This window comes from Nocardia sp. NPDC049707, assembly GCF_040674855.1.
Lineage (GTDB): Bacteria > Actinomycetota > Actinomycetes > Mycobacteriales > Mycobacteriaceae > Nocardia.
Genome location: NZ_JBFANN010000002.1, coordinates 277,140 through 293,149, shown reverse-complemented (window position 1 = coordinate 293,149; position 16,010 = coordinate 277,140). Strand labels below are relative to the sequence as shown.

Sequence of the window (16,010 nt, the reverse complement as noted above, 5' to 3'; positions counted from 1 at the left end):
CGAGCCGGGGACGGTTCAGCCGCCACGTTCGAGTGCGAATCCGGCATCGCGCCAGGCGACGATTCCGCCGCCGAGGCTGCAGGCGTCGAAACCGTCCTGGCGAGCGATCGCGGCGAAGCGCAGGGATAGTTCGCCGACCGGACACACGAATACCAGGGGGCGCGATCGGGAAAACGGGATGCCGTGGGTGAACATATCGTCGAGTTGGTCGTCGCGGATATTGATCGCGCCCGGCACGTGACCGATGCGATAGGCCATGGCGCCGCGGGTGTCCACGATGGTCGGGCGGGCGGTGCGGTCCAGTTCGGCCAATTCCTGCGGGGATACGGCCGGGGTCGCGGCGAGTTCGGCAGGCGTTGGTGCGCGGCGGCGATCGGCGCGGTCGAACAGTTCCGGCCTGCGCTTCTTGATATAAGACAGATACGGTTCGAGTCGATCGCAGACGATGAAGACCGCCACCACCGGCTCACTCGGGGAAGCCGCCTGCTCGCGAAGGGTTTCCAGCGCCGCGGCATAGCTGGCGCCGCTGGTCGGACCGGCCAGGATGCCGTACCCGGTGGCCAATGCGAGGGTAGCGTCCACCGCGCGGGTGGAATCGATGGTGACGATACGGTCGTAGAAATCGGGTTGGAACAGTCCCACATCCCACATCTCGCTCTCCGAGCGGATACCGGGTATGAAATCCGACCGATCGGAAACCACTGCGGTACAGCGCAATTCGGGATTGTGTTTGCGCAGGTAGGTGGCGGTGCCGCGGGTGGAGCCGGTGGTGCCGAGCCCGCCGATCAGATAGTCGACGCGAGTGATGCCGTCGGCGGCCAAGTCTTCATGGATCTCGCGGCCGGTGCCGTGGTGATGCGCCTCGATATTCTTCTCGTTGGTGTACTGCGAGGCGTGATAATAGGCGCCCGGCTCCTTGCCCATGGTCGCCTCGATCACCGAATACACATCGTTCGGTGTGGTCGGGTCCGGACATTCGGACAGCCCGGGCAACTCCACGATCTCGGTGCCGAACAGCTGCAGCAGCTCCCGCACCTCGGCGACCTTGATCCGATTGGTCACCGCACGGAGACCGATGCCGTGTATCGCGCCGAGAATACGCAGCGCCTTGGCGGTATTGCCGCTGGACGCCTCGATGAGCGTTTGCCCGCCCGCCCGGATCTCGTCCAGATCATCGCGGATCATGCCCCAGGCCACCCGATCCTTGACCGAGCCGAAGGGATTGTGCGACTCCAGTTTCGCGTACAGCTCGACATTGTCCAGGCCGTGCACCGCCGGATCCAGCCGCAGCAGCGGCGTATTGCCGATCAGCTCGGTGATGTGGTCGTAGCGCATTACTGAGCCTCGGAGGGTCGGCGCGGCAGCGGCGGTCGGCTGGGGCCGCGCGGGGGTGTGCGGCGCGGTGGCGGCAGACCAACCGGTATGAGTGGTTCGTAATCGGTATCGCGGTAGACCTGGAAACTGCCCGCGCGGTGTACGACGGCGAGTTTCGCGGGCAGTGCGTGCATCGATGCCGAGGCCGCGGACAGATCCATGTGGTAGGCGCCGGTATTCGGAAACACCACCAGATCGCCCTGGCGGGGGCATTCGGGCAGCCACACCTTGTGATTGGTGATCAGATCACGCTCCAGGCACAGGCGTCCGGCGAAATACACACCGACCGGGCCGGATTCGACCACCGGAGGCAATGTCGGCGTGGTGTCGGCGGCGCCGCGCGGCGGCATTGCGCCATCACCCGGGCCGGCATCGCGCACAGGAGCGGTCCTCGGCATATGCGCGACACTCGGCAGGATCACCGGATCGACCATGACCTCCTGATCCGCGGGTGTCACCTGATCCCGGCTCAGATCCAGATTTACCAGCACCGTGCCATCGGCGAGCTCCTTGACGAACTCCACCCGCGACACCGTCACCCCCGCATGATCGACCAGCGCCTTACCCGGCTCCAACCAGATATCGAGCATATTGTCCCCGGCGACCTGGGCCACGGTGCGGCCACCGTGCCGCCCCAGCGGGGCGCCGAGCAGATCGTCCAGCATCCGCGTTGCGGCCACGGTGTTCGCATACTTGTGGAAGATCGGAATCCCGTGCACCGCACCGTCATCGACGTGATAGCCGAAGGTATTGTTCGACCAGCTCATCGATTCGCCACGGCCGAGCAGCGATTCGCGCAGTGCCCGCACATATCCGTCGAAGCGGTCAGCGTCGGCGGTGAACACCTGCCGGAAGCCGCCGCCGATATTCAATACCGAAGGGTCGAGGCCGCAGTCGTAGGCGCGCTCGACCAGATCGAGGCAGGTGTCGATGGCCCGGATGCGTTCCGCGGCATCACCTGAGTCGATATGAAAGGCGAAGCCGAGGAACGCGATTCGGTGGCGGTTGGCCGACAGCAGATCCAGGGCGCGGTCCACATGGGCCAGCGGTACACCGAACCGGCTCACCGCGGTCTCGTCGAAGCCGGACACCCGCAGCAGCACCGGAACTCGCGCGCGATCACCGGCCAATTCGGTGATTCGCCCCAGCTCCCACAGATTGTCGACATTGATGGTGACGCCGCAATCGATCAGATCACGCAGGAACGCTTCACCTTTCGGTCCGGTCACCTCGATCCGCATCGGGTCGAATCCGGCTCCGATGGCATTGGCCAGCTCCTGCGGCGAGGCGACATCGATGGCGATACCGGCATGTTCGGCGGTGCGCACGAAGGCACGGGACTGATTCACCTTGTGCGCGTAGCAGATTCGGTAGCGCGCACCCTTGCTGTCCAGTACGGCGCGCAATCGCTTCAGGTTCTCCGCGTAGACCTGCGGAAACACCAGGTGGATCGGGGATCCGAAGCGAATCAGCGTCTCCTCGACGGCATCGCGTGTATCGAGAAAGGCGCGCACCAGCGGATGGATCTTCGCGGGTAGCGCCGGTGGCGGTACCGTCATACGGCGGTTTCCGTGGGCTGGGATCGCACGGGCGCCAATGCGGTTCGCGCCGGTTTCTCGGTCACCGGGTTGTAGCCGCCGTCGCGGATCGACTCGAAGGCACTGGCCCGATTGCGCGGACTGCGGAATTCGGCGACCACCCGCTTACTGGGCAGATCGATCTCGATCACCTTGATGCCCATATTCTCCAGCACCCCGGTGATCGTGCGAACACAGTGCTGACAGCTCATATCGGGCACATAGAAGATCCGATCCTCGGCGCTGGCAGGCAGGTCGGCGGTCAGTTCGTCCAGCTCGGCATTCACCTCGGTGATCCGGATCCGCTCGGCGAGCTGTTCGAAGATCTCGACGAACTTGTCCACGACCACCGGCAACAGCGTGTACTGGGCGCCACCGAGATGATGTGGCATGGCGGCCAGGCATGCGGGCCGGGTATCGGCGGGCAGCAGCGCGTACTGGCGGGAGATGAGATCGAGATCGTCATGGTATTTGGCAATGGCCGCGTCGACGCTCAGTCCCTCGGCGCGGGTCGCTCGCCGCATTACCGTGTGCGCGTCCTCGATGGTGGCATCCTTCATCGCACGCAGCGTTGCCACTGTGTCGGCGGTGTACCGCACCGTGCCGTCGGGTTGAGCGGCCAGCGTTACCGGAATCATGCCGCGGCGGTAGGTGGAGGCCTGCAACTCCCAGTACCAGCGGGTGGCGACCGATGTGAAGATGCCGGAATCGTGGATGCCCCTGGCGAATTCGGCCGCAGTGCGATACTGCGTCTGCCGGGCCAGCAATGCGTGCTGGGCCAGTGCGCGCCCGGTGGCCTCGATGCCGACGCGGAAGATTTCGATCGGATCGTGATCGGTGGTAGTGCCGTCCAACAGCGCGTGCTCGTGCGGGCCGAGGCCGTCGACCCGTTGTGTCAGTGCGGAATTCGCGGCGAGGGCATGCCAGAGCACCAGCACGGTTTCACGCATGGCGATGGGCACGAGCGGGCCGAGGCCATCGGCGCGGAAGTGCCCGGTATTGGGGACGCCGTCGCTATCGGTCCAGGCGATACGGTGCGTCGCGCTGGTGACCTGCGCGGGCTGGCACGGGCGCATGAACTGTTGCAGGTACAGCCGCTGCGAATAGGTGAGGTGACTGCCCGGTTCGGGACGCAGTGCGGCACAGGTGTATTCGATATGTCGACTCGCCGGAACCGCGATGGGAGTGGCGAACAATCCGGGTTGGGCCAGTCCCGCCAGAACCCGGGACGCCGCGCGCCGGTCATAGCGCGGGGTGTCGTCCATTCTCATGTGACCTCCTCGGCAATCGTCTTGACGCAGGTCGCGAACCGGTCGATCTCGTCGAAGGTGTTGTAGATGTGCGTGCTGACCCGCACCGAGTCCGTGGGCTCGTCGCCACCCCGGGGTGAGCAGTGTAAGCCGGTGCGGACCAGAAAACCCAACTCGCTCATGACGAATCCGAGATCGGTCGCGGAAATGCCTGCGAGCGTGAAGGACACGATGCCGTAGCCGATTGCGCATGGTGCGTGCGCCGGACCGGGGAGGAATTCCAGCCCGGGTACCGGACGCAGATTGTCGATGAGCCGCAGCGTCAATGCGCGATTGTGCGCGGCGATCACGCCGACGTCCAGCGATTCCAGCACCTCCAGTGCGCTGCCGAGGGCCAGGATGCCCGGAAGGTTCTGGGTGCCGCCCTCGAGCAGGTCCGGCATGCCGGTCGAGGTCAATCCGGCGTCGGTGAGATCGACCCCGGTATTTCCACCGGGCAGGAAAGGCAGCAGCCGATCGTGAACTCTGCGGTGGCAGTAGAGGATTCCGGTACCGGGCGCGCCGAACATCTTGTGCGCGGCGAAGATCGCGAAGTCCGCGCCGAGTTCGGTCACGTCCAGCGGCATATGCCCCGCGCTCTGACTGCAGTCGAAGCACAGCAGAATCCGGGGATCGAGCTTCCCGCGCAGCTCCTCGAGTGTGGTGAGTCCGCCGAAGACGTGGTGCAGATGGCTGGTGGTGATCAGCCGGGTGCGCGGACCGACCTTGGCCAGAATGTCGGCGGTATCGGCTTCGCCGAGTTCGGTCACCCGGTAGGGGACCAGTTCGATGCGCCGACCGAAGCGGGCGAGCACCTTGCGCAGATGGTGCCACGGATGCACATTCGAGGCGTGATCGCGTGGGTTGTAAAGGATTTCGTCACCGTCATCGAGTTCGGCCAGCCCCCAGGACAGTGCGACGGCATTGAGCGCCGCGGTAGCGCCGCCGGTGAAGACCACCTCCGCGGGCGATTCGGCGCCGATGAAGGTGGCCATGCGTTCGCGGACCTGGGCAAGGCGGGTGGTCAGATTGGTGGCCCACGGGTAGGTGCCGCGACCGGCATTGGCGGTGCGTGAGCTGTGATAGCGGTGGATGGTCTCGATGACCGGCAGCGGCTTCTGCGTGGTGGCCGCGCTGTCCAGATAGACCTCCGTGGATTCGGCCAACGCCGGAAAAAGTGCGCGCACGGCCGCGAGCGGCGCTGGTGCCGGTATCTGCGGGGCGGACTGGGTGGTGGTCGATCGGACTAGGTGCGCACCGGACGCAGGTGACCGCAAACTGCCGCTCCCTTCCGAGAACGCACTGGACGTCACCAACGATACGCATTATTCCGAGCGACTTCGAAGACTTCTCGTAGCCAACGTCTTTCGACAAGTCACAGGTACCCGAGGCCACGTCGCGGATATCCTGGATCGTTCAGTACTGCCCCTGTACGTACTCGACCAGATGCTGGCGTTCGGTGGCCAGTTCGGAGATCGCGCTCTTGACCACATCGCCGATGCTGACAATGCCGACCAGGCGGCCGTCGCGGACCACGGGCAAGTGCCGGACGCGGTGCTCGGTCATGGTGCCGCGCAGTCCGTCGACCCGGTCATCGGGGTCACAGGTGCGCACATCGACGGTCATGATCTCCGAGACCGGCGTATCGAGCAGCGCGGCGCCGCGCGCGTGCAGACTGCGCACCACATCGCGCTCGGAGACAATGCCGAAGATCCGGTTGCCGTCCGGCGATACCACCACCGCACCGATATTGTGTTCGGCGAGCGTGCCGAGCAGGGTCCGTACCGTGGTCTCGGGCGCGACGGTCGCCACGTCGCTGCCCTTCCTGTGCAAGATCTCCGCTATTCGCATGGTCCACCATCCCGACGTCGTGGCACTACTAGAATGACGCCTCTGTGATCTCGTGACCAGCACAAATCCGCATCAGGATGCAATTTACAGCCGGCGGGCGACGCTGCGGTCCAGATCGCGGGCGAGCAGGGCGATGGCGGCCTGCGAGATGCCTGCCGAGGTGGCCAGATCTATGGACGTCAGCTGAGCGATGCGGCGCAGCCGGTAATCGACGGTATTCGGGTGCACATAGAGCTGGCGCGCGGTGAGCTGGCGATTCATATCATTGCCGAGGTAGGCGCGCATGGTGTCGAACAGTTCGGGATGGGCGTCGAGCGGATCGAGAATGGTCGCGATGCGGCGGGTGGCGGGACCGCCGCGGGTGAGCTGGTACTCCACGGCCAGGTCGGCCATCTGGTACAGGCCCGGATTGCGTTCGCCGACCCGCACCAGATTGAGGAGCTCGTGCGCCTGGTCGGCGGCGTCGGGTATTAGATCGGTCCCACTGGTGACCAACGTCGCGGTCAGCGCGACCTCGGCGGATTCGGCCAGCAGTGCCAGTGTTTCGACGGTCAGTGTCGGTGCATCGTCCTCGATCGGGACCAGCAGCGTGCCGCCCTTGGCGCTCAGCAGCGCGAGTACCCGCGATTCGAAGGTGGTGGCCAGTGCCGCCTGCAGTCGGCGCAGCTTCCTGCGGGCGGCCACATGGCTGTCGACCCGAGGATCACGCTCGTCGGGATGTTCCGGAATCGCTAGCGCGACTACCTGATACGAGTCGGCAATCGGTATGCCCGCCTGGCGGGCGAGTGCGGAACTGCCCCGACCGCTCAGCAGTGCCGAGGCCAGTGTCTGCGACGCGGTCTGGTGTTCACGCGCGACGAGATGCTGTTCCTCGACGTAGGCGTCCGAAACCGCGGCGGTGATCGCCTCCAGGAGTTCGAGCATCAGGTCGGTGGCGACCAGCAGTTCATCGACATCGTCGGCCTTGGCGCGCGCGGTCACCAGTCCGAATGCGATGCGCAGCCCTTCGTGGTAGGCGCGCAGGATGGTGCCCAGCGGCACTGCCTCGCGAGCCCATTGCGCTGCGGCCGCTGTGACTTCGCCGAGCTGTTCCTTGCCGGGAACCGTTCGCTTGTCGAGCATTTCGGCGGCCAATGCCAGGCAGCTGCGGGTCAGTCTGGTGACATCGCCACGCAACTGCTCGCCGGGCAGCGTGCGACACGGCGCCATACAGGTCGCGAAGTAGCCGACCATGCGCGAGGCGATGCGGTCGGTATTGAGTAGGGGAATCGACGCGGGCTGGCCGCCGATCTCTAGTACAGGTTCCGTCGGCTCGACGGACCGATCCGGCGCGGAGAAGGTCATCAGCGTCGCTCCAGGGCCACCTCGGACGTAATAGATCTGCGCCCGAATCGTTGCACCACTATACGAAAAAGTTATGAACCCAGGCGAAGATTGCGCGAGATCTATTGTCGGGCGACCCCGTCCCGAGGGCGTTTCGGTTCCGGCGGTGCTGCACCTCTCGACATCATGTGCTGTGTCGACCCGGACTCTTTCAACGCTGCGGCCGATATCGTCGCGCACTCGCAGGGTGGCACAGTGAACCGCTCAATCTGAAATTCGAAGGGGGAGTTGGTAAGGCGGCGCTAATGGTCACCGTCCGGCTCCACGCACCACGTCGGTCGGGATGGCCATGCTCGCGCGGAGCTGACCTTCCTGCCTTCGGGTTCCGGGGCGACCATGCACAACATCACGCTCCAAGACGGCTGTGATCAGGATATGTCCGATCAGCTGACGATGACATACTCGTCGCGTACGGCATCCATTGCGCTGCGGGCACTCGACCCGACCACACTTCTGAACCTGGTGTGCAGCAACCCCTGGTTCATCGGCGGTGGTGGCGAAATCTAGACCGCGCCTTGTTGATTCCGCAGCTCGGAATCGATTACCAGTGCTCCGCTGCGGATTTCGTGTTCGATCGCGATGGCGGCGTAGTGCCGACCGCTGGCGCGCAACTCGGCGATGCGCCGCTGTAGTGCCTCGGTGCCGTATGCCGCGGCGACATCGGCGATCCCGAGTCGACCGGCAGCGTGTGGTGAATTCATGCGAACGCCCCTGTGGCTCTGGCGCCGAGAGATCCCGGCGGCGACAGCGGCACGGGCTCCCGGTTGCGAAACTCCCTTGTCGCGCACGAGTTTAGAGCGATGTCTCGTGCAAATGCAAGTACATCTGCACGAACATCGCTGCGTGCGCAGCGATTAGGAGCAATACCTATGGGAAGCCGTTGGGGTCGAACGCTATTCGTCGTTCAGTCCAGCCGAGAGGTAGGCGGCGGCGGCGAGCCACTGGCGGCACTGCGGGCCGTGTACCTCGTGTAGGCGCAGGATCTCGCTGGCCTGCCGATAGGTGATTCCGCGCGGTTCGACACCGCAATCGAACGGCGCGTACTCCGGCGCAGCCGAGCATTGCCGCAGGGTGTCGATCCCGGATCCGCCGGCCATCATGGCCCCGTGCGGAGTTCGGAATGGCGTACTCATCTCGACCGCCCCTCGCGTCTGCCGGATGGAGAGATAATTGTGGTGACGCTGGCGCGAACTCCCTGCGTACCTCCCCGATTCTGGGCCCGATTCTAGGCCGTCGGCGCTTGCAGATGCAAGTACATTTGCACGGACGCCCAATAGAAACAAGAACGGCGGTCGTCGGCCGGGTGGTCGATGACCGCCGTTGTGCCGCTTGTGCTTCAGGGCTTGCGTGCGACCGCGCCGTAGGCGGAGATCGGCTGAACGATGGTGAACCGGACTGCTCGGACGGCGGGTGTCGCGATTGGCCGGCACGGCCGATGTGCACTGCGACAGTACAAGATTCGCCTCCGCTGAACCCTCGCGATGGCGAAGTCGATCACGCATTTTCGAGCGCGTCGTGCGGTGCCGGGTTCGGCGCCCGGGTAGCGCTGTGAACAGGGGCGCGTAGGGAACCGGCAGGTCTGAATTCTCTTGTGCCGCATGGCGAAGCTTCGTGATATCTTGCGGATGTAGGTGCAAATGCAAGAACGTTTGAGCGCACATCTGTAAGGCCGCTCGAGCGTACATCTCACACAGGAGTGGGGAAGATGTTCGACACCGGTACACCCAAGATCACAGGCGCGTGGCGCAAGAGCTCGTTCAGCGGTCCGTCGGGCGGTAACTGCGTCGAGGTCGCCGAAGCGTCGGATGGTTCTGTCGCCGTTCGTAATTCACGCGATCCGGAAGGCGGGATGCTGTTCTACACCCGACCGGAGATCGACGCGTTCGTGCGCGGCGCGAAGGCCGGGGAGTTCGACGACCTGACCAGCTGAGCGGTAGCATGACCGATCGGTGCGGTGTGTTGAATGTGGTTTTTGTGACACACTGTGGTCGAACCCGAGTATCGGAGATGACTTCATGATCGCAGAACCCGATGACGACGGTCGTGTGCAATCAGTTGTAGTGGAACGTGGTCCGACCGTTTTGCGGATCGCGCTGGGCGGGCAGTTGCGTGACCTCCGGGTGAAGAATGGCATCACCCGTGAGGCCGCAGGTGACGCCATCCGCGGTTCGCACGCCAAAATCAGTCGTCTCGAGTTGGGCCGCACCGGTTTCAAGGAACGCGACATCCGCGACCTGCTCACCCTGTACGGCGTCACCGACGCCGAGGAGCGGGAAAATTTCCTGGATCTGGCCAGGCAGGCGAACGAACCAGGCTGGTGGCATCGCTATAGTGATCTGCTGCCGTCTTGGTTCGGCACCTACATCGGCTTGGAACAGGCCGCGACCAAGATCCGTACCTACGAGGCGCATCTGGTGCCCGGCCTATTGCAGACACCCGAATATGCCAGGGCTGTCATGTCACTGGGGTACGAGGACGCCGATATGGACCGCCGCGTGCAGGTCCGCATCCGTCGCCAGGAAGTGCTGCACCGTGCCGATCCGCCGATCATCTGGGCGATTATCGATGAGGCCGCACTGCATCGGCCGGTCGGTGGTTCGCGGGTGCACCGCGAGCAGATGGAACACCTCATCGAGCTGGCGGAACTGCCGAATGTCACGGTGCAGGTCCTGCCGTACTCGGCGGGCGAGCATGCGGCCGCGGGAAGTTCGTTCAGCATCTTGCGTTTCGCCGAGACCGAGCTGCCCGACATCGTCTACCTCGAACATCTGACGAGTGCGCTATACCTGGATCGCAAGCAGGATCTGGCGCTGTACCTCTCGGTCATGGACCGCCTGAGTGTGCAAGCCGAGGCGCCCGGCGAGTCGCTGAAGATCCTCGCCGAGTACGCGAAGAACGCCTGAGCGGCCCGATAGCCCTATAGAGCCGGATCGTTCGGGTTGATGGTGCTCGTCTCAGCTGCGAACGCATCCGCAGCGGCGAGATCGAAATCGCCCTGGTCACTCCCGAATCCCCACCAGCGAACGCATTGTCGAATATCGCAGCGGCACGCAGATTCCAGCCGAGTGCCCTGCGGGACCGAGTTCAGGTCGGGGCGCCTTTCGGATGCGAGCACATCTGCACGATTGATTGTCCGTTCGCAGTGGGCTTTTCGCATCTGCTCATCATCCGCGAACCGGCGCGGATGCAGCGAATTCGGCACGATCATTTCGCATTGATGACCACATCGGTGCTGTAGTGAACCTGAGTGCCTGGTTCGACGAATCGGTCGGCGGCGCAGTGCCAGGCCAGGAAATGATCGGTGAAGCGGTGCGCTTCGGCGGCCTCCTCATCGATATAGACCTGGTAGAGGAAAAACCGGTGCGGATCAATGCGGTCGGCACACACATCGAATCGCAGGCAACCAGGTTCCTCGCGTACCGATGCGGCGGCACTGCGACTGACCACATCGAGGAATTCGCCGCGGGATCCGGGTCGCAGCTTCAGGGAAGTGATACGACTGAACACGGTTATGTTCTCCAATCTAGCGGCGAATAGTGTCAATCGGTCAGTGCGGCACCGTCTTCGGTGATCAACTGGCTACCAATATTCGAGACCGCGCGGGTTATCGGTGTGTCGCCTGCGATGAGCTCCAATGTGGTGTGCGTGGTCTGTGACGCGTGCAGAATCTCGGCGAGGACGACGGCTACATCGGCCCGGGCGATGCTGCCGAAGGGCAGTGGCGGGGTGCTCAGCAAGACCCGGTCGGTCGCGGCGGTATCGAGCAGCCGGCCGGGGCGCAGGATCGTCCAATCGAGATCGCGGGCCCGCAGATCGTCCTCGGCCTGGGTCTTGGCATCGATATAGGCCGCCCAGACCTCATCGGTCCCGGCTGCGGGCGGCTTACCCGCGCCCATGGTCGAGATCTGCACGAACCGCCGGACACCGGCCGCCTCGGCGGCATCGGCCAACAGCACCGAACCGCCCTTGTCCACCGTGTACTTGCGGGCGGCCCCGCTGCCCGGGCCGGCGCCCGCGGCGAAAATCACTGCGTCGGAGCCCTTTACGACGGCAGCGAGCTCCGCCACCGTGCAGTGCTCGAGATCGAGGACGACCGGTCGTGCGCCGGTGGCCGCGACCTCGTCCGCATGGTCGGCATTGCGGATGAGGCTCTCGACCTCGTCGCCGCGCCCGGTGAGTATTCCGCCGAGCCGTAGTGCGATCTTCCCGTGTCCGCCTGCGGTGACGATGCGCATGTGGGGTCCTTTCTGGCAGTTGCGACTGCTTGCTGGTCGCTCGAAATGATCAGCGTTCGGGTCCTCCGGGATTACACGATGCCTGGACGGTGGCCTGATAGCCCACCGCCGGACGCCAGGGTTCCAGATTCCAGCTCTCCTTATCGGGCTGCATCATGCGGGCCCAGGCCCAATGACAGATGAACTGGTCACGCATTCCGGGAGTATCGGCGTCTGGGGCGTGTGTGAGCACCTCCTGCCACGCCCGTTCCTCGGTATCAGGGAAGGCCTCACGGCGCCCGGCGTCGGTCGGATAGACCAACAGGCGGGGGCCGTCGACGCCCTCGGTCCAGGTGGTGTGGTCGATGAGCGGCATGCCGGCGTAGGGATCGACGCTCGGCAGTGCGGCAATGGTAGTGGTGGCCGCGGTCGTCGTGGTTGTCGTCACGGCCGTCGCGACCGACGCTGTCTCGTCGGAGCCGCATGCGGCGGCGGCCGGGACCAGCGCACCGCAGCACAGCAGTACCGCAGCCCAGCGTGCCCGTTCGGTATTCCGCTGGGTCAACATCGATCCTCTCGCATGGTGTCCACCATCTGAGGGTAGCCATCGTGCGGCGGCGCAACAGCCATACCGGGATGTGGCCGCCACCCTGATCTCGCTGCGGGCTCATGGACCTGATGTTCCTCAACGGGACCGTCGGCGGTATGGATCAGGACTGCGCGGGTCGATCGTGCTCCTCCGCGCGGACGCGCGTGCGGAAATCGACGAATCCGAAGGGTGCGCGGTCGTCGAGGCACCGCCCCAGGATCAGGTGCGCGTCCGCGGCGGCCGACTCGTTATGAGGGAACAGCGCTTCTTCGTGGGCGCCGCGTGCCCTTCGACGTCGTCGGGGGCGATCGCATTCCCGAGCTAGGCGGCGTCGAACGTCGCCGGTTCGCCGTCGCCGGCCCGGCGACGCCAGGTGCACGGCATCACCGAGGAGCGTCACCCGGTACGCGGTTCCATCGGTGTCCGAGTGGGAGCGCGTGGACCATTCGTGCGATAGGCGGGGTGTCGCCGTCGGTGATCGGCGCGGTGCGCTCCGGCACCCACTGGCCGCGTCGATGTATATGACGGTAAGTCGGGCACCGTGGTGCGGCATATGGTCTGGCTGTTCGGCTGGACATGTCACAGACCCGACACCTCGTGATCGGAGACAGTCACGAAGGCGCCCGGCCGCCGACCACTATTTGCGCGCCCGAGAGTTGTGATTTCTCAAAACATTTCGCTTGGCATTTGCCTTCGCGATAATCGCCATCGACTATGTTCGCAACGTTGGACCACATTCTCTCCCGGAGGCAATACGTCGATGAGGCAGGCCCTACATAGCCCGATTCGCGCACTCGGCGCCGTGATCCGAGCAACCGGCAAACAGTCGCTGGCAATGACAATTGGTCTGCTCATGGTGTTGACAGCGGCGGGCACCGCGCACACCACACCCCTGTATCCCACCCCGGATCCCGACCCCTTCTACGCCACCCCGCCCGATCTGGCGGATAAGAAACCCGGTGATGTGATCGCAACGCGGGTGATGCCGCCGCTGGCGATCTTCCCGGATACCACCGTGACCGTAGTGCGCTTCCGTTCCACCAGCTCCGAAGGTCAGCCGATCGCGGCGACCACCACGGTGCTCACTCCGAAGGCCCATGCCCCCGACGGCCCCTTGCTGTCCTATCAGCACATCATCAACGGGCTCGGCGCCGAGTGCTCGGTATCGCGGGTGCTCTACACCGGCGATCCGAACCTCATCGTCCGGGAGGCGCCCGGCTGGAATGTGCTGCTCTCGCGCGGCTGGAGCGTCGCGCTGCCGGATCACCTCGGTCCGAATTTCGCCTATGGCGCGGCCAAATTGGGCGGCATGATCACCCTCGACGGTATCCGGGCGGTAAAGCAGGTCGCCGAACTACAGGTACAGCAGAGTCCGGTATCGATGGTCGGATACTCCGGCGGCGGCATGGCCACCGCATGGGCGGCCGCACTGGCTCCCAGATATGCGCCGGAACTGGAGATCGCCGGAGCCGCCATGGGCGGTGTGCCGATGAATCTGGTGACCATGTTGGAGACCCTCGGTCTCAACTCGCATCCGGTTTTCGGGCTCGCCCTGGCGGCCGGACTCGGCCTGGAGCGCGAGTATCCCGACCGCTTCCCGCTCAGCGACCAACTCAATGAGCGCGGTCTTGTCGCACAGGCCACGATCGCCAACAGCTGCACCAATGACATCCTGGCTACGGGCGCGGGGCGCGGTGCGCTGGACTTCGCGAAGTCTACCTCGATGATCAACGACGCCACCGCACGCGCGGTGGTCGAGGAGAACAGCCTCGAACTCTACGACGGCGTGCCGAAAACACCTGTCTTCGAATGGCATTCGCCGATCGATGGACTCATTCCCATCGATGCGGTGGTGAATACCGATAAGCGCTGGTGCGCGGCCGGGGCGCGGGTGCAGTCCGAGCAGATCCCGGTTCCCGACCATCTCACCGCTGCGGTTCTGGGCATTCCAGCAGCGCTGAATTGGTTGGACGCGCGATTCCGGGGAGAGGTGGCGCCGAGCAACTGTTGAGAACGCGGACAACAGAACTGGTGCGATCCGGCGGATGCCGGATCGCGGCCGAGTCGGATCCGCATTGCTGGACAAGCGGATTCAGCTCGGATTGTTGCGATTCGGCGACGTGACATACACAACTTGGGCACGGCAGGGCATCCGATCTGCCCGCCTCGGATAGCCTGACTTTCTGGCCTCGGCACTCAGGGGCATTTCGGGGGCGAAGGCACCATAAACCCGGCGCCAGGGAAACCCGACGTCGCACCCTGGGGCCTGTGTCAATGAGCTGTCTGCGTGTCATCGTTTTCGCACTGTTGCTGGTGTGTCCGGTCGCGATGGGGGAGGCGGCGGCCGAACCGCCCGCACCGGCCCCGCCCGCCATTCCCGGCTTGCCCGCCTTACCGATTCCGACCGACGGTGGTTCGATCCTGCCGGATCTGCAGCGGTGGATCGATGGCGTCATCCCGCCACCACCGATCGCTGCCGGGCCGCAGGTGCCTGATCCGATGCCGGAGGCCACGACCCTGTCCCCGGCGCTGGCCGCCCTGCGCCAGGCCTCGGCACCGAGCGCCATCGGTGATCCGATCTTCGATGTGTGGCCGGCGAATCTGGACGATTACGCACCGGGCGAGTTGGTGGAGGTGCGGGATGTCAGCGCCACCGCCGCGCCCTTGGTGCTGGTGCCCATACGGCAGGCGCTGCTGCTGAAATATCGCACCACCGATTCGCGCGGCGCGGCCTCGTATGCCACCGCGACATTGATCATTCCGGCCACCGCATGGCCCGGTCCGGGCAGCCGACCGGTCGTGGTGAACAACCTCCCGATCGACGCGCTCGGCCGGGACTGCACGCCTGGCTACACCCTCGCGCACGGCTGGTCCCCCAATACCAGCATCACCGACTTCGTTCCGCCCACAACGCAATTGGCGACATTGCGCGGCTACGCGGTGCTGGTTCCGGACCATGAGGGACCGTGGATGGCCTATGCGGAGCCCTACGTCGCCGGACATGCCGTTCTCGATGCCATTCGCGCGGTGCGCGGACTGCGCCCCGACGAATTCGGTGACAGCCGATTCGGTATGACCGGCTACTCCGGCGGCGCCATCGCCACCAACGGGGCGGTGAAGCTGATCGAGAGCTACGCGCCGGAATTGGCCGGATCGATCGTCGGCGCCGCGCTCGGCGGCGTGCCCGCGGACTATGAAATCCTCGGGCGCAGCATGAACGGCAACCTCGCCTCGGGGGTCTTCCTGGCCGCGACCTTCGGTGTCGGCCGGGAGCGCCCGGAGATCCTGGCCAGCATGAACAATCTGGCACAGTGGGCTGCGACGTCACCGCTGAAAGATCTGTGCGGCAGCGTATTCGGCGCGGTCGGGGTGCTGATGCTGCCTATCGATATCGCCGCCAAGATTCCGGATCCGCTGCATTCCGAGGTCGCCACCGAGATCTACGACATGACACGCATGGCGGGCATGCGGTCCGCGGCACCGCTCTACATCTACAACGGCGAGCAGGAATTCTGGATTCCGGCGCAGGGCGCGCGCAACCTCTACCGGGAGCAGTGCGACCTCGGCGTGTCGGCGGTGTATCGCAGCGTCCTCGGTGAACACATCATCGCCGGTGCACTCGGCTATCCCGAGGCGATGATCTGGCTGGATCAGCGTCTGCAGGGCATGCCTGCGGATGATGAATGTTAAGGGACTTATTACGATCTGCTATCAGCGTAGCATCCGGCGCTTG

Annotated in this window: 17 protein-coding genes; 5 read left to right on the top strand and 12 right to left on the bottom strand. The window is 64.8% G+C overall.

All coding sequences use genetic code 11. The annotated features are described in order from the left end of the window. Positions 1 to 15: 15 nt before the first annotated feature. The 6 genes from AB0J29_RS03755 to AB0J29_RS03730 form a co-directional block, all read right to left on the bottom strand. The gene (locus AB0J29_RS03755) at positions 16 to 1,335 is read right to left on the bottom strand and encodes a pyridoxal-phosphate dependent enzyme (RefSeq protein WP_364778651.1); all 1,320 of its coding nucleotides are present in this window, start codon (positions 1,333 to 1,335) and stop codon (positions 16 to 18) included. Next, on the bottom strand, positions 1,335 to 2,933 hold the full coding sequence (locus AB0J29_RS03750; RefSeq protein ID WP_364778648.1) for a decarboxylase: 1,599 nt from the start codon (positions 2,931 to 2,933) through the stop codon (positions 1,335 to 1,337). Before AB0J29_RS03750 ends, AB0J29_RS03755 begins: the two co-directional genes overlap by 1 nt. Then, positions 2,930 to 4,222, bottom strand: a complete 1,293-nt coding sequence (locus tag AB0J29_RS03745) for a heavy-metal-associated domain-containing protein (RefSeq protein ID WP_364778645.1) — start codon at positions 4,220 to 4,222, stop codon at positions 2,930 to 2,932. Before AB0J29_RS03745 ends, AB0J29_RS03750 begins: the two co-directional genes overlap by 4 nt. After that, positions 4,219 to 5,427 carry an aminotransferase class V-fold PLP-dependent enzyme gene (locus tag AB0J29_RS03740; RefSeq protein WP_364778642.1) on the bottom strand — a complete coding sequence of 403 codons (1,209 nt, stop codon included), beginning with the start codon at positions 5,425 to 5,427 and terminating at the stop codon, positions 4,219 to 4,221. Before AB0J29_RS03740 ends, AB0J29_RS03745 begins: the two co-directional genes overlap by 4 nt. 229 nt (positions 5,428 to 5,656) lie before the next feature. Further along, entirely contained in the window at positions 5,657 to 6,091 is a 435-nt protein-coding gene (locus AB0J29_RS03735; RefSeq protein WP_364778639.1) for a CBS domain-containing protein, read from the bottom strand. 84 nt (positions 6,092 to 6,175) lie between these two features. Beyond that, on the bottom strand, positions 6,176 to 7,435 hold the full coding sequence (locus AB0J29_RS03730) for a helix-turn-helix domain-containing protein (protein ID WP_364778636.1): 1,260 nt from the start codon (positions 7,433 to 7,435) through the stop codon (positions 6,176 to 6,178). Positions 7,436 to 7,849: 414 nt separating this feature from the next. On the opposite strand from AB0J29_RS03730, the gene AB0J29_RS03725 reads away from it, so the two are divergent. Next, positions 7,850 to 7,981 (top strand): hypothetical protein, encoded by a 132-nt coding sequence (locus AB0J29_RS03725; protein WP_364778633.1) that lies wholly within the window; start codon positions 7,850 to 7,852, stop codon positions 7,979 to 7,981. Here AB0J29_RS03725 and AB0J29_RS03720 read toward each other — a convergent pair. After that, positions 7,978 to 8,175, bottom strand: coding sequence for a hypothetical protein (locus tag AB0J29_RS03720; RefSeq protein WP_364778630.1), 198 nt, complete (start codon positions 8,173 to 8,175; stop codon positions 7,978 to 7,980). The two genes, AB0J29_RS03725 and AB0J29_RS03720, sit on opposite strands and share 4 nt — an antisense overlap. Positions 8,176 to 8,367: 192 nt before the next feature. After that, positions 8,368 to 8,607 (bottom strand): hypothetical protein, encoded by a 240-nt coding sequence (locus tag AB0J29_RS03715; protein WP_364778627.1) that lies wholly within the window; start codon positions 8,605 to 8,607, stop codon positions 8,368 to 8,370. Positions 8,608 to 9,179: 572 nt separating this feature from the next. On the opposite strand from AB0J29_RS03715, the gene AB0J29_RS03710 reads away from it, so the two are divergent. Next, on the top strand, positions 9,180 to 9,404 hold the full coding sequence (locus AB0J29_RS03710; protein WP_364778624.1) for a DUF397 domain-containing protein: 225 nt from the start codon (positions 9,180 to 9,182) through the stop codon (positions 9,402 to 9,404). An 85-nt stretch (positions 9,405 to 9,489) separates the two neighbouring features. Beyond that, the gene (locus tag AB0J29_RS03705; protein ID WP_364778621.1) at positions 9,490 to 10,377 is read left to right on the top strand and encodes a helix-turn-helix transcriptional regulator; all 888 of its coding nucleotides are present in this window, start codon (positions 9,490 to 9,492) and stop codon (positions 10,375 to 10,377) included. 14 nt (positions 10,378 to 10,391) lie between these two features. Here AB0J29_RS03705 and AB0J29_RS03700 read toward each other — a convergent pair whose 3' ends face one another. Genes AB0J29_RS03700 through AB0J29_RS03685 form a run of 4 tightly spaced genes read right to left on the bottom strand, consistent with a single transcriptional unit; the run spans position 10,392 to position 12,256 of the window. Beyond that, entirely contained in the window at positions 10,392 to 10,682 is a 291-nt protein-coding gene (locus AB0J29_RS03700; protein ID WP_364778617.1) for a hypothetical protein, read from the bottom strand. Continuing rightward, positions 10,679 to 10,981, bottom strand: coding sequence for a putative quinol monooxygenase (locus tag AB0J29_RS03695; RefSeq protein ID WP_364778614.1), 303 nt, complete (start codon positions 10,979 to 10,981; stop codon positions 10,679 to 10,681). Before AB0J29_RS03695 ends, AB0J29_RS03700 begins: the two co-directional genes overlap by 4 nt. A 32-nt stretch (positions 10,982 to 11,013) precedes the next feature. Further along, the gene (locus AB0J29_RS03690; protein ID WP_364778611.1) at positions 11,014 to 11,709 is read right to left on the bottom strand and encodes an NAD(P)-binding oxidoreductase; all 696 of its coding nucleotides are present in this window, start codon (positions 11,707 to 11,709) and stop codon (positions 11,014 to 11,016) included. Between the two features lie 49 nt (positions 11,710 to 11,758). Continuing rightward, entirely contained in the window at positions 11,759 to 12,256 is a 498-nt protein-coding gene (locus AB0J29_RS03685; RefSeq protein WP_364778608.1) for a DUF2599 domain-containing protein, read from the bottom strand. Between the two features lie 856 nt (positions 12,257 to 13,112). Between AB0J29_RS03685 and AB0J29_RS03680 the strand changes: the two genes are divergently transcribed. Then, on the top strand, positions 13,113 to 14,288 hold the full coding sequence (locus AB0J29_RS03680) for a lipase family protein (RefSeq protein ID WP_364778605.1): 1,176 nt from the start codon (positions 13,113 to 13,115) through the stop codon (positions 14,286 to 14,288). Positions 14,289 to 14,551: 263 nt separating this feature from the next. Continuing rightward, the gene (locus tag AB0J29_RS03675; RefSeq protein ID WP_364778602.1) at positions 14,552 to 15,967 is read left to right on the top strand and encodes a lipase family protein; all 1,416 of its coding nucleotides are present in this window, start codon (positions 14,552 to 14,554) and stop codon (positions 15,965 to 15,967) included. Positions 15,968 to 16,010: the final 43 nt, after the last annotated feature.

Coding starts and splice junctions, on each gene's coding strand:
- AB0J29_RS03705 (WP_364778621.1), top strand. CDS start 9,490: ATGATCGCAGAACCCGATGACGACGGTCGTGTGCAATCAGTTGTAGTG.
- AB0J29_RS03730 (WP_364778636.1), bottom strand. CDS start 7,435: ATGACCTTCTCCGCGCCGGATCGGTCCGTCGAGCCGACGGAACCTGTA.
- AB0J29_RS03700 (WP_364778617.1), bottom strand. CDS start 10,682: ATGATCGTGCCGAATTCGCTGCATCCGCGCCGGTTCGCGGATGATGAG.
- AB0J29_RS03675 (WP_364778602.1), top strand. CDS start 14,552: ATGAGCTGTCTGCGTGTCATCGTTTTCGCACTGTTGCTGGTGTGTCCG.
- AB0J29_RS03720 (WP_364778630.1), bottom strand. CDS start 8,175: ATGAATTCACCACACGCTGCCGGTCGACTCGGGATCGCCGATGTCGCC.
- AB0J29_RS03680 (WP_364778605.1), top strand. CDS start 13,113: ATGACAATTGGTCTGCTCATGGTGTTGACAGCGGCGGGCACCGCGCAC.
- AB0J29_RS03710 (WP_364778624.1), top strand. CDS start 9,180: ATGTTCGACACCGGTACACCCAAGATCACAGGCGCGTGGCGCAAGAGC.
- AB0J29_RS03725 (WP_364778633.1), top strand. CDS start 7,850: ATGTCCGATCAGCTGACGATGACATACTCGTCGCGTACGGCATCCATT.
- AB0J29_RS03745 (WP_364778645.1), bottom strand. CDS start 4,222: ATGAGAATGGACGACACCCCGCGCTATGACCGGCGCGCGGCGTCCCGG.
- AB0J29_RS03735 (WP_364778639.1), bottom strand. CDS start 6,091: ATGCGAATAGCGGAGATCTTGCACAGGAAGGGCAGCGACGTGGCGACC.
- AB0J29_RS03690 (WP_364778611.1), bottom strand. CDS start 11,709: ATGCGCATCGTCACCGCAGGCGGACACGGGAAGATCGCACTACGGCTC.
- AB0J29_RS03750 (WP_364778648.1), bottom strand. CDS start 2,933: ATGACGGTACCGCCACCGGCGCTACCCGCGAAGATCCATCCGCTGGTG.
- AB0J29_RS03715 (WP_364778627.1), bottom strand. CDS start 8,607: ATGAGTACGCCATTCCGAACTCCGCACGGGGCCATGATGGCCGGCGGA.
- AB0J29_RS03685 (WP_364778608.1), bottom strand. CDS start 12,256: ATGTTGACCCAGCGGAATACCGAACGGGCACGCTGGGCTGCGGTACTG.
- AB0J29_RS03755 (WP_364778651.1), bottom strand. CDS start 1,335: ATGCGCTACGACCACATCACCGAGCTGATCGGCAATACGCCGCTGCTG.